Source organism: Rhodococcus sp. UFZ-B548 (assembly GCF_903819475.1).
GTDB classification, from domain to species: Bacteria; Actinomycetota; Actinomycetes; order Mycobacteriales; family Mycobacteriaceae; genus Rhodococcus_F; species Rhodococcus_F erythropolis.
The window spans coordinates 1-12,305 of sequence record NZ_CAIJDS010000052.1 but is presented as its reverse complement, the minus strand read 5'-3'; the positions used below and the strand labels follow the sequence as shown (position 1 = coordinate 12,305).

Below are 12,305 nucleotides of genomic sequence, written 5' to 3'. Positions count from 1 at the left end.
CAGTGCCTCCCTGAACGCCGTGCTCTCACTGAGTCCGGCGAGGACACCTTGAGTCTCCAGCGCCTCCCGGAACGCCGCAGTCTGGCCGAGCCTGGACCAAACATTCGATTCGCTGGCGCTGGCTGTTACGCGTCGACTAAGGGCCCGCGTCGATTCCGGCACTCCGGCCTCGGAGAGGAACCGGTCGAGTAGACCGGATCCATCACCGAGGGCGACCCCGTACTTGTGAGCGTGTGGCCGCAGCACAGTAACGACAGCGTCTGCGTCGGCGCGACCGGTGGTGACGGCGTCGCGAACGATGCTGGCGAGATGCCCACCGTCGAGATGATCAGTGGCCAAATCGTCGATCGTGGAGAGGATGGTGGTGGTGGGAAGTCCGTCAACTAGGGTCCATCGGCCCGGGTCCAGTGTTGCGACGCGATACCGAACATCGTCTAGCCGGGACTGCTTCCGACGAGTGACCGTGAACTCCATGACATCCGCGTCCAGGTCTCCAAGGTTATGGACCCGTGCAGCGGAGCGATGGGAAACCACGGCGGGATGCTTACCATCGAGCCGCTCACCTGCGGTGAATCTGGGTTCGATGACGAGCCAGGCAGCTCGAAGCTGTTCGTTTGGGACGCTCGGCGCGCCACTAACCCGGTACACACCGTGGCGAATCCGCTCCACGGTGCCATTACGGGCAAGCCGTGCGATGCGCTGGGTTGAGAACCCGATCGCTCTGCCTTGGGCGGTAGTGAACAGACCCCATTGGCCAGCGGCAAGATCCGCTAGTTCAACGATGGAATAGCCTTGAGCCATACTGCAATAGTATCACTGAGCATTATTTTTGCAGATTCGGTGAACCTATTTGAAGCACCTAGCCTGATAGTGCCGACAAAGTGTCCGTCTGCTACTGCAAAAATCGTGTACATCGTGACTATTGCAGTGGGAAATATGCACATCGCAGAGGTACTAAAACTGCCGCTGCAGAGAAACCCCCTGGGGTCGATGGCGCGGCGGGACGTGCCATCGAACCAAAGACCGAACGGTCGGCTCTTAAAACTAGTTACTTTGCGCTTCAGGGGCTTGAAATCTCAGGACCTCATGCTTGCGCGCCAAAGCTCGGATAGTCAGCCCGTCTACCCAACGGGGTGATGCGGCCGCCGATCGAAGATGCACTTGCGGACCGGGCCGCCTACAGGCGGGTGCCATCTACTCCGCGACCAGAATTGGCATCCTGCCGAGATGGGCGAAGATCTTCCCGACACTGTGGACGGCCACGTGAAGCGGACTCGAACTCACTTCAACAGCCCATCTGGCCAATGTTTCTCGTGGTTCTTCTTCAGCTTCTTGATGTCACCAAGGACGGTCTTCAAGGTCTGAGGCGGCGGTACATCGTCATCGTGGGCCCCAGGATTCAAACAACTTTTCCAGAGAGTCCAGCGGCCGCGCTCGTCATTACCCAGCGCAAAACCAAGCACATCAGGGATCAACTCGCCAAGAATCTTGTCACCAACTTCAGACACTCGGGTAGGCGTGCCGGCTTGTGTCCGTCCCGTGGCGATGATCTGCTTCGCTAGTCGTTCGGCGGCTCGCCGCAGAGCATTGGCCGCATTGCGCCTCCCCTCGACGGTGAGACTGGCAATGGCATCTTGGGCTTCCAACAGATGTCTTCCGAAGACATCGCTTTCGTTGGTCACAGCCGTGCCCTCGCTCATGTCCGAGAGCACCAACTCGTAGTGCTCCAAACCTCGATGCCGATGGCCTTCGACGATATTGACTGCCAACTTGGGATCGTGCGTACAAACGATCACCTGCACACCTTCATCCATGAGGGCGCTCAAGGTGTTGAGAGTAAAAGTAATTCGATGTTCGGGGTCGTACCCAGGGAGCGGGTCGTCCAGGACTACGACAGGACTTCCAAGCAAACGCTGTCGCGCCAAGAAGGCCGCCAGCCCGAGCGCGTTGAGCTGGCTGTCGCTGAATACACCGACGGCGTCACGTACCTGCGGCGAAGCCTCGTCCGATACTGCGAGCTCGGCAGTCAGATTCACGTAGCGTCGTCCCGATGCCCGTCGTCCAACTCCACCGAACCGGACCAACTCATCGGGGCGAAGGGTAGCCCACCACCTATCGATTTCATCACCCATCTTGGCGAATCGGTCATCGAGGAGTGCTTGCTCGGCTTTCTGGATAGCGCGACCGAGCGCATCGATACGCTGCTTCGCTTTCTTCCTCTGCGCCTGGACTCGTAGTTCACGGTAAAGGTCGTCCCGGTGTTCCAAGAGTTCGAGGATCTCCCGAGTCCCGGCGGGCATCAACGCCGCCTGCAATTTTTCACCCAGCCCCTCGTGTAGGTCAGCGACGAGCTTCTTCAGTGCCTGTGTTTCCTTCTGCACGATGGCGATACACTCGTTGCTTTGCTTGAGCAGAAGCGAAATTTCATCTCGAATCTCTGTGCGCTCGCTAACTTTGAGGGTTCCTGCGGCAACCAAGTCCCTAATCTGATCCCGGATATCTCTGAGCCGCTGCACTTCGCCGGCGGCACGAGAGATATGCCCACGGGCTGAGTCCCCGGAATCCAATCCCGGTGCGCCCGTATGACTACCGGCCGCGAATGCCTCCAGGTGCGCTGAGACATCGGCCCACTGGTGGTCCTGCCAAGACTGAGCCGCAGGAAGCACAGACTTGAGCGCAACCCCAACTCGATCGACTTCTCGGAGCGCGAACTGTAGCTCATCAACGACGGCTCTTGCTGCTTCCTGCATGCCCGTAGTTGCAGCTAAGTGCTCACGCATCTGCTCGATACGCTCTGCACGGAGAGTTCCGTCTTCGCAAACGGGGCAACTGGTCGGCGCCGACACGGCGCCGAGGTCCTGATGTGCAAGAACGGCCTCGAAAACAGGTAGCAGACGGGCCGCCTCCGCATCGATAGCCTGAAGCCGGTCGGAGTAGGTAACGATGTGCAGGCTCAAGCGCGAGGTGTCCACATCGGTGGGTATCTGAGTCAGATTCGGCGTCAGAGCACCGATCGGGAAGACCTTCTCCTCTGCCTGTGCCTTGATCTTCTGCAGATCAGCGATGGCGTCTTCGGCATTCGTACCGGACAACGGCAAGCCAAGAGCGCTGGCGGCTGTCAGAAGATGGCTTGTCAGAGTTGGTTGGTCTTTCGCTTTCGCAGCCTTGTCGATCGCTGCCGTCGCAGGCGTGTTTCCCTGCGCAAGCCCGTTCATCGCACCCACCCGCACTAGCGAAGGAAGATTCGCAACCCGATCCTTGGCGCGGCTAACCGCATCTCTCACAATGTCGAGGTCAATCAGCTCGAGCATCGAACGGAAGTACGCAGCCCGTTTTTGCGGCTCGGTAGACAGGACGTAGCGAAGATTGTGCTGCAGCAAGACCGGTGCAGCTAGCGGAGGTTCTCCGAACGGGATGCCAAGAGAATCCAGATCCGTCGCCTGCTGACCATCAATGGTCACCACACTCGTGCAGTCCGCCGACGCAGAATAGTCTGCCGTCAATACGCGACGAATAGTCCGTACAGTGCCATCGAGGGACCTGACATCAGCTTCCACCCACACGTCGGTGTCATCTGACGGCAAGTGCACGTTGGAGAGCATCCGCTCGTACTCCGCCTTGGCTCCCCCGAACAAGTCTCTCCGGCTGTTGCGCCCGGTGAACAAGAATTCCAGCGCCTCAGCGGTCGCGGTCTTTCCCTGGCTGTTATCGCCTTTGATAACCGTGATGGGCGAGTCCAGTTCCAGTTCTCGAACCTCAGTTCCGTAGGATCGAAACCCCCGAATACGCAGACGAATAATGCGAGGGGGCGGCTGGGTCCCTGGAAGAAGTGGTGCAGTCATTCGACTTCCAACCATCCGTCGACCAGCGCGTCGACCTTCGATGCAACCTCTGCCGAAGACACGGCCGTTGCCAACGCTGTGACGAATTCGTGTGCGTCCAGCGAAGTCTGGCTTGGCGGCAACTGCTCGCGAAGGTCCTCTAGATTTGGAATCAACCCACTCACCCGATCCTCCTTGCACTCGACTGAGATCCTCATCGCGGGCCGTGTCGGTCTGCGCTTCGCCTGGGGTCGATCAAACGAACTTACCCGACAAACCGACCGAAAGGTTCGACGGCAGGGGCATCGAGTATGAAGAGGACATGACTCGTACAGATGAGACGTGGTTTCGACTGCGGCAATGGACTCAGGGCCAGGCTCCGTCCGAGCGTCTCGCCGCCCAGGTCCTCGCCTACTCCGGCTTCGACAACATCGACCCATCGCACCCTCTTGGAGGCAAGGATGGCGGCCGTGATGCCGTCTGTTCCAAGGACGGTCGCCGGTGGATCATGGCCGTCAATTTCCCCCGCGACGAACAGACATTCGGCGACATCAAGCGAAAGTTCGTGTCCGATCTTGAAAGCGCCACAAAGCACCAGCCATACGGGCTAGCGTTCGTCACCAATCAGGAGATCAGGCTGAGCGAACGCGCAGAGCTCAGGGAGCTCGGCGCGGACAAAGGCGTGACGGTCGAACTGTTTCATCTCGAGCGCGTTGCTCATATTCTCGACGAGCCGTCGATGTCGCCGATCCGCAAGCAATACCTCGACATCGATCCTGGCCCGCTTCCGATTGCGATCGAGCTCGAGATCATCGGAACCGCGCGCCACCTTGTAGGCGGTGAGGACGTCCGCGATTGGTGGCTTGAGCATGCAGCGGAGAAGGAACGCGCACGGCACACCCGGAACCGTCAACAGACCGCGCTGAACCCCGCGATTACGCGAATGCAATGGATGCAGTCGGCACTGCCACCACTCACCGAAGCGGATCTTGAGGAGCGAATTGAGCGGTGGGAACGCGAAGTTCGCCGGAGGTGGGCCGAATCGGAGGACCACCTAGCGTCCACCACGTGGCCGGGGTTGCGGTTCCGCCTGAAAAACACCGGTGAAGTGTTCCTCAACGACGTCCAAGTGATCATCACTATCAGTGGTGTGCGCGGCCTGCAGTGTCTGCACCTCGACCGATTCGATCAAGCCAAGTTGCTATCTCCTGTTATTCCGGCCCCGAAAGACCCCTACGCTGGCATCGACCCGAGCTTTTATGACGACCTGCGGATCGCCGATTACCCGGTTACTTGGAAAAGCCTTGACGATTCCGTGGAGATCACTCTCGACCTCAAGCATCTCCGCCCCCACCCGGCATGGGTGAGCGAGGCCGACGACATAATTCTGGTTGCCAACCTCGCTGCTAGCAGCGAGGTGACCGCAGAATGGACCGTGACCGCACAGGGATACGGAAAGATTTACGAAGGCCAAGCAATAACGATTCCGGTTGAGCAGGCTTCAATACAGGAATCCTTGAGCTTGGTCAGCAGCGCTGACAAACGCTCCAGCAAATGAAACAGTCCGTTGCGCACCAGACAAAAGGAAACATTCGACGGAGGATGGTGATGACGTCACCAGTAGTGATGATGACTTCGTCATGACTTCATTCGAAAGTCGACAAGGACGAATTAAATCTGCTCGATTCCCGTACTAGCGCCCGTTGTCGTTGTCTCGGCTCTTCCCTGCGCGCGTCTGTTCCCGTTGGGGATCAAGTCGGGGAGGAACTGGGGAGGTGCCTCGCTTCGCTGCTTCCCGTGCGGACACTGGGAAGTCGCCGGCCGCGAGGGCTGCTGCATTGTTGTCGGTTGGTTCCGACGACGTCTCTTCCGTCGTTGTCTTTTCTTTCGAAACCGGCCGTTCGAGCACTGCGACGCTGCCCTCGCATTCGACGTGCTCGATCTCGGTACGAGGCTGCGGCATCCGACGGTGAATCGCTTCGAGTTCCACGCGAGCGGTCATCTCGAGGTCACGTGCCCGGGTCAGGTCGCCGGCAGCGCGATGTGCGGCGGCAATCGCCTCCACCGTCTTGATCAGTTGGCGCATCAGCAGCGCGTACGACGCTGCCTTGCCGAGCTGCGGGCTTGTTTGCATCAAGATCAGGGCTGCACCTCCGGCGGAGACGATGCCCGCCTTCTTCGGTGCGTGCTGATGTGCGGGGATCTGTGATGATCGGGCGAGTTGTTTCGCAGCGTGGGCAAGGGGTCCTGGTGTGGCTTCGGTCCGGACAGACCATGCGTCAAACACCCCAGCTGTTCGGCCTGCCGCGCGTGCCCATTGTGCTCGGTCGGTGACGGGAATCGAAGCCAGGTATTTGTTCCAGGCTGCAATGTCTTGACCGGCTCGCTCGAGCAGTTTCGGGTCGAGTATTTTCGCTTCGCGACCGGGTCGCGCAGCGGGACGCTCGCGCCGTGCGCTGCGCCATTCGTCGACGGCCTCCGATGATGCCGTGGGGGTGTCTTCCCATTCCATGCGGAGACGGGGGAGGGTCAAGTCTTTGGCGAGATGACCGCCGCCGTAGAAGATCGGCTTTGCATCGGCACCGGTGGCTTCGCGGTCGGGTCTGACGGCGACCTTGTAGCCGACTACGACGTCATCGCGTCCGGAGGCGAAGCGGGGCCGGACGAGCAATCCTTGCCCGCGAAGTCGGCGTACGAATTCCGCTTCGGACTTCGACGATGTCGCACAGGCGCGCACGCGCCGTGCGAGGAGATCACGGTCGAGTTCGGTCTGCCCGTTGCGTACTGCGCGCGCATTTTCGGCGCGCTGGTATCCGCGTTCGCCGGTCTTGCTCTGGCGGGACTCGATGACAACGAGGCCGTGTTCACGTTCTATGCGTGCGGCCGCCACGCTTGCTCGTTTCCAGTCACGGTAGAGGTTGACCTTGGTTCCGTCTTCGCGCACGGCGGATGCGGCGATGTGAATGTGGTCGTTGCCTTTCGCAGACACTCCGTGTCGGACGGCGACCCACCTCGCGGGACTGCGACCGGAGGTCTCGGTGAAACCCATCTCGTCCATGAACTCAGTGGCGATCTTGTTCCACTGCTCGTCCGTCAGCTCGCCTTCATCGGCCCTGAGCGAGAGCGAGCAATGCCAGACATTGCCATCGCGATACGGGTCGATCGGATCGCGGACCTTCTTGCCGTGACTGTCGCGAACGTCTTGGCCGGCGTCGTCGCGCAGGTAGTTCGGGATCTTGATTTCGGTGCCGAACACTTTGCGGGGCTGGTCGATCTGCTTGCCAATCGCGAGAGCGTCGACACCGCTGAGTTCATTGTCGTCGTGCCACGCCATGATCGCGTAGTCGCCGGCCACCAGATGGGGGTCGGTGTGCTCGTTGCTCTTGCCCGGACCAGCGAGGTACGACATCAAGCCGGTGACTTTGGCGCCGCGGGAAATCTTGACGATCACGGCGCAGACATCTCGTCGAGGGTGCCGTTAATCCGGTCCGCCAAACGCCGCACACTGACCAGTGCGCCGTTCAGTTCGGCGGGGATTCCGCCGGTCGCGTTGGTTGCTTTCGCCATCTGGTTGATGTTGATCGAAATCGCCGACAACAACCGGAACGCGGAGAACAACTCCGCGGCAAGATCGCGCCGATCAGTAGCAGTTTCACCGGAGTCGGACAGAGCAGACTCGACCATCAGCCGCGCCACAGTGATACGCGCTTCCTGCGCACGGCGCAGCAACTCGGACTCCTCCTCGGGAGTCACCTTCACCACGTGCCGGCCAGCTCGACCGCCCGGCACATTCTCCCGGCGTTCACGACGGAACCGGCGAGGTCGACTGACCTCGTCTTCACTCATGTCCGTCGTGCCTCCCTTCGGCCCAGCGCAGCGCCCCCACCACGTGGGGCTACACGCCAGTGTCTCAGGTCCAGAGCGCAGCGGCAAGACATGACCCAACTTAGGGCACCTAAGTTACTATCTTGCTCTGCTCTGCAGGGCCAAGATTTCGGGGTCACGTCCGTTCTGAGTCTCGTCCCCGAAATCTCAAAAGCGCCAGGACGAGCCTGCGAGTTCCTTCGATCTCGAATTCGTCCCCATTTGGGGGCTGGTCCCGATTGTGGGTGCCTGAGACGCAGCGGAGCGGAGAGGGAAATCTCGGGCATCCATATGAGGATCGGAGCAGTCCCGATCTGTGGCGAATCTCGGAGAAAAGAAGATGCGCCGCGCGGAGCGCGTCGATACGCAGTTCGGGTGGTTGATGTTGTCCACAGGCGGGCACCGGGGTTCTCGGCATTGGGCACACACCAGATTCCTCCGCTCCGCGTCTGGTGTGCACACAACGCCGCCCCGGACACCCACCTGTGGACAACGGTTCCGGTATTCGCGAGTTCCGCTTAGCGCCCGTTCAGTGGTGCACGAGCGGGCGAGATTTCTCCTACGATGTAGCGCATGAACACGACACCGAACACACCAGACTTCGACGCACTCGACGCAGCTATCAAAGCGGAAGCCGAAGAGAAGATGAAGATCATCCGTGTGGTGGCAACCGCACACAAAGAACTCCTCGATACACGCGAAGAATTCGCCCGGACGGACGCAGCGAACGTCGGCAACCTCGACGCCGCGCTGAGCGAGGCGCTGCGGGTCGGATTCACCGAAACCTCGATCAAACAGTGGCGTGTGCCGGCCGCTCGAAAGTCAACAGGCAAGCGGGCTGCACCGAAGAAGCCGGTGACAAAGAAGATCGAAACTTCGCCGTCCGCTGAATCCGGTGAGCAGAAAAGCGCTTAGTACTACACCCGATGCCCGCACCCGTTCTCGGCTCGGGGTTGACGCCGAGAACGGTCGTCCACTCTCAGCTCAAGCGCGTCACTACCGCGTGGTTGCGCCTCGTCCCGGCCCGCACCCAGCTCTGAATCTTCTCAACGGGATCTCTGTGCTTGGCGATCGTCTTCACGGCGCGCACGGCGGGCATGACCCATGGGAGAGAACCTCACCAAAGCGTTCGTCGCGTAGATCATCTGGGCGACGGACTCCTGGTTCAGCCAATTGAAAGTGGTCAGTTCAACTCTGCATTCGTCATGCAACTCCAAGTAGCAAGATCGGTCGACCGGAAACTCGATGAAGGTCTTCGCCCGAGCGGACGACGCCGACGACCTCACCGCGGCAAGAGATGTCGCGCGCAGCCTCTCGCCTAACCAAGCCCCAGCAGCGGTGGCTCGCTCGTTTGGTCAATTCGATCTCTCGGTCGGACATAATTCGGTTGATTCGACGTGACGCGTGTCTGGGCCGTGCTTTGCTCGCTTGGTCGCACACGCGACCAAGCTTCGACAGACGAAAGGCATGCCGTGCGCATCCGCAAGGTTTTGGTCCGCTGGTACAAATCGTTCAACTACGACTACGAATTGAAGTTCGCGCCGTCGTCGAAGAAGAAGGATTGGCAGGTGACGGGCGATGGTTGGCTGCCGCACATAACAGTCAGTCTCGAGCACGACATCACTGCTGTGGTCGGCGCCAATGAGTCTGGCAAGTCCCATCTGCTCGATGCCATCCACATTGTGCTCTCGGGAGAAGAACACTCCCGTAGTGACTTCTGCCGTTACTCGACATTGTTCTCGGTCGAGAAGGACAAACGCCTGTACCCGGAAGTAGGCGCTCAATTCGCACTGTCGGACATCGAGCGAAGCGAACTTGCTACTTTGAAAATCCCGCTCTACAAGAATGACGACCTTCTATTGTTGCGCCCCGAAGCCGGAGTCGTGCAGGTCCTTAACACCGATGAGAAGCGGGTTCTGCTCAGCGGGGCTCAAGCCGTCGCGCTACAGGCGTTACTACCAAAGGCTCACAAACTCCAGACTCAAGTAGACCTCCCCGACTCGGTATCGCTAGCCTCCCTCGCCGGAATTGAGCCCGTCCCCTCAGGACGGAAGAACCGCATTGATCTGTTGCGCTTCCTGGCCGGAGTGAGCGGTCTGGAGGCCCTTAAGGAGCAAGCCAGCACCTTGTTCGCCCTTATCGATCTGGCCCCCACCACGACCGAGGATGAAACTGTGCAGGCGCTGGCCGCAAAGCAGCAAAAACTGGGTCAAGACTTACTGACAAAGATCGCACGCATCGATCGGAGCGCCTTCGCTGACCTCTATAACGCGATCGCAGAAGAGCGTGAAGGCCTGGTCAACGCTCTTATCCAAAAGATGAATGACTCCATCGCCCGACACCTCAACGTCTCAAGGTGGTGGAGCCAGGATGAGGACTTCGCACTCCGAATCTCGCCGCGTGAGCACGAGCTGGTCTTCACGATTCGTGACCGTACTGGTACCGACTACTCGTTCAGCGAGCGCAGCCGCGGACTGACATATTTCTTGTCGTACTTTGTTCAACTCTGGTCTCACGAGCGACCTTCAGTGCCCGAAGTGCTTTTGATGGACGAGCCCGACGCATATCTGTCGGCCACCGGGCAGCAAGACCTACTACGAATCCTGGAGTACTACGCCCACCCCGACAACACCGATCGCACCGACCAAGTCGTGTATGTAACGCACTCCCCGTTTCTCATCAACCGCAACTCCGGTCACCGCGTCCGCGTCGTTGACAAGGGCACCGGCGACGAAGGCACGCGGCTCGTAGCCGACGTGACACAAAATCACTACGAGCCGCTACGCACCTCCCTCGGAGCGTTTGTAGCTGAGACCGCGTTCATCGGCGGCGACAACCTCTTTGTCGAAGGCATCTCCGACCAAGTGCTGCTTTCCGGCATGAACACCCGCCTGCGACTCGCCGGTGCCGCACCGAGTGCCACCCTGGACCTCAACCAGGTAACGCTCGTACCCGGTGGCTCGAACATGCCCTACATGCTGTACCTGGCACGCGGACGAGACCAGTTCAAGCCTGCGTGTGCAGTCCTGCTCGACAGCGACGGTGCCGGTCAGGAAGCTCGACGACAGATCCTCAAGGGTGGAGCCAAGGGACGTCCGACCGTGGCAAAAGAATTGATTGTAATGCTTGGGGAGGCCGTGCCGGACGCTGTGACAGAACCTGGCGTGGTCGTCGAGGAGCCCGAGGACCTGGTCCCGTTGCCACTAGCTGGAATTGCAGCACGCCGCTACGCCACACACCTACTCGGCTTAAGTGTCGACGAATCCACTGCGTTGACCGACGAGGCGATCTTAGCCTGCATCTCACCGGAAACACCTTCTCTGTGGGATGCCATCGAGACAGCTTTCCGCTCTGCTTTTGACACTGGCATAGGCAAGGCAGGCTTCGCCAAAGAGTTGATCGCCTACCTCGGTGAACACGCCAACGACCAAGTGCAGCCTCGAGAAGTGAAGGTTATTGACGCGAACTTCGCAGCCCTCATAGCCAAACTGAGCACCACCTTGACAACTGCACGCGAGAATGAGGCGGCCCGGCGTCGTGACAGGCGCGTTGAGCAGCTCATTACCGAATTCTTCGAAGCTCACCCCGATGGCTGCATTCAGGACCAAGCTCTTGTCGTACTCCGTCGTATCGAAGCAGCGGCCGACGACACAGAGATCGGGGACATCATCCGAGCTGGACTCGCGACCATCAAACGCGACCACAAGCTCGGAGAGAATCCGCTCACGCGGATCGCGGCCTTCTCTGTATTTCGGACCGAATTAGAACGTCTGCCCCTATTGCCGCGGCTGAAAGACCAAGGGCGGATAGACCTCGATGACATCACAAACAGCGAGAACCAGGCAGATGCCCTGGCTCCCACAGGAACGCCTGCCGCAGTTGACACGGCCGATGCAGACGAAGCACCTCTCAGCCAGGCAGCGGACGAGGACTCCGAGGAAGAAACCGAAGTCGATGCAGACGGAGCGCCACTCAGCCCGGCGGACGAGGACTCCGAGGAAGAAACCGCCGACGAAGTTGCCGAGTAGGGGCTAGGCGATGGGTCCGAACACCGGTAAGACTAACGACGCTCGATGGGAAAGTTGATGGACAGTTGGAGTCCAAAGTTTCGGCCGCGTAAGTGGAAGCGGGACAAGGCGCAGTTCGCGGCCTGGATGGACGGTGCAGTGGTTCGCTCGCGGTGGAAGCGTCGTAGGTTCGGAATCTGGCGTGAGGATCAGTGTGCAGTCCGGGCGCAACGCGCGCGTATCGCGGAGTGGCAGCGTCGCGCGGAGCGGGTGGCGAATCCGAGTCCTGAGCTTATTGCGGCGTATCAGCAGTTGCAGGCTGCGGAAGCGGCGTCCGGTGCCCGGATTGGTTGCGCGCGCGGCGGCGATATGAGCGACCCGAAAACGATTCGGGCTCTTGCTCGGCTGCTGAGCGATCACGCGAACAGAGTTTCATAGCGCCGATGGGCGGGGCGGCAACAGTCCTGCTGGTCAGTCCATTTCGGCGGATGACAGTTATCAGTCTCGGTTGTGCCCCTGTTCGCGTTTGCGTGTCTCCGCGGGTCGCAATGTTTCGGATGTGGCCGAGCTGCGGCCTCGTGTCGTTGTCGGTGGCGACGGGAAGGCGAGTCGC

Annotated in this window: 8 protein-coding genes and 2 pseudogenes; 4 read left to right on the top strand and 6 right to left on the bottom strand. The window is 60.0% G+C overall.

Annotated features, from left to right (window positions below; genetic code table 11):
• The 4 genes and pseudogenes from H7C86_RS30045 to H7C86_RS30035 form a co-directional block, all read right to left on the bottom strand.
• A pseudogene (locus tag H7C86_RS30045) lies at positions 1 to 534 on the bottom strand (hypothetical protein); the annotation flags it as partial.
• Positions 535 to 648: 114 nt separating this feature from the next.
• Positions 649 to 801 (bottom strand): annotated as a pseudogene (locus H7C86_RS37985) (type IV toxin-antitoxin system AbiEi family antitoxin domain-containing protein); the annotation flags it as partial.
• Positions 802 to 1,280: 479 nt separating this feature from the next.
• Positions 1,281 to 3,842, bottom strand: coding sequence for an AAA family ATPase (locus H7C86_RS30040; protein ID WP_182262771.1), 2,562 nt, complete (start codon positions 3,840 to 3,842; stop codon positions 1,281 to 1,283).
• A complete protein-coding gene (locus tag H7C86_RS30035; RefSeq protein ID WP_153212237.1) occupies positions 3,839 to 4,006 on the bottom strand; it encodes a hypothetical protein in 168 nt (55 codons plus the stop codon). The genes H7C86_RS30040 and H7C86_RS30035 overlap by 4 nt, the downstream gene beginning before the upstream one ends.
• Positions 4,007 to 4,047: 41 nt before the next feature.
• Here H7C86_RS30035 and H7C86_RS30030 point away from each other — a divergent pair, with 41 nt between their 5' ends.
• Positions 4,048 to 5,379 carry a hypothetical protein gene (locus H7C86_RS30030; protein WP_182262770.1) on the top strand — a complete coding sequence of 444 codons (1,332 nt, stop codon included), beginning with the start codon at positions 4,048 to 4,050 and terminating at the stop codon, positions 5,377 to 5,379.
• 135 nt (positions 5,380 to 5,514) lie between these two features.
• On the opposite strand, the gene H7C86_RS30025 is transcribed toward H7C86_RS30030, so the two are convergent.
• Positions 5,515 to 7,272 (bottom strand): relaxase/mobilization nuclease domain-containing protein, encoded by a 1,758-nt coding sequence (locus H7C86_RS30025; protein WP_182262769.1) that lies wholly within the window; start codon positions 7,270 to 7,272, stop codon positions 5,515 to 5,517.
• Positions 7,269 to 7,667, bottom strand: a complete 399-nt coding sequence (locus H7C86_RS30020; protein WP_259349327.1) for a MobC family plasmid mobilization relaxosome protein — start codon at positions 7,665 to 7,667, stop codon at positions 7,269 to 7,271. Before H7C86_RS30020 ends, H7C86_RS30025 begins: the two co-directional genes overlap by 4 nt.
• 591 nt (positions 7,668 to 8,258) lie before the next feature.
• Between H7C86_RS30020 and H7C86_RS30015 the strand changes: the two genes are divergently transcribed.
• From H7C86_RS30015 to H7C86_RS30005, 3 genes are all read left to right on the top strand, one after another.
• On the top strand, positions 8,259 to 8,600 hold the full coding sequence (locus H7C86_RS30015) for a hypothetical protein (RefSeq protein WP_029257095.1): 342 nt from the start codon (positions 8,259 to 8,261) through the stop codon (positions 8,598 to 8,600).
• 557 nt (positions 8,601 to 9,157) lie between these two features.
• Entirely contained in the window at positions 9,158 to 11,713 is a 2,556-nt protein-coding gene (locus H7C86_RS30010; protein WP_182262768.1) for an AAA family ATPase, read from the top strand.
• A 45-nt stretch (positions 11,714 to 11,758) separates the two neighbouring features.
• On the top strand, positions 11,759 to 12,130 hold the full coding sequence (locus H7C86_RS30005) for a hypothetical protein (RefSeq protein ID WP_029257093.1): 372 nt from the start codon (positions 11,759 to 11,761) through the stop codon (positions 12,128 to 12,130).
• The last annotated feature ends 175 nt before the right edge of the window (positions 12,131 to 12,305 follow it).

Excerpts from the sequence above, each read along its gene's own strand:
- H7C86_RS30015 (WP_029257095.1), top strand. The coding sequence starts at position 8,259 with ATGAACACGACACCGAACACACCAGACTTCGACGCACTCGACGCAGCT.
- H7C86_RS30020 (WP_259349327.1), bottom strand. The coding sequence starts at position 7,667 with ATGAGTGAAGACGAGGTCAGTCGACCTCGCCGGTTCCGTCGTGAACGC.
- H7C86_RS30040 (WP_182262771.1), bottom strand. The coding sequence starts at position 3,842 with ATGACTGCACCACTTCTTCCAGGGACCCAGCCGCCCCCTCGCATTATT.
- H7C86_RS30005 (WP_029257093.1), top strand. The coding sequence starts at position 11,759 with ATGGGAAAGTTGATGGACAGTTGGAGTCCAAAGTTTCGGCCGCGTAAG.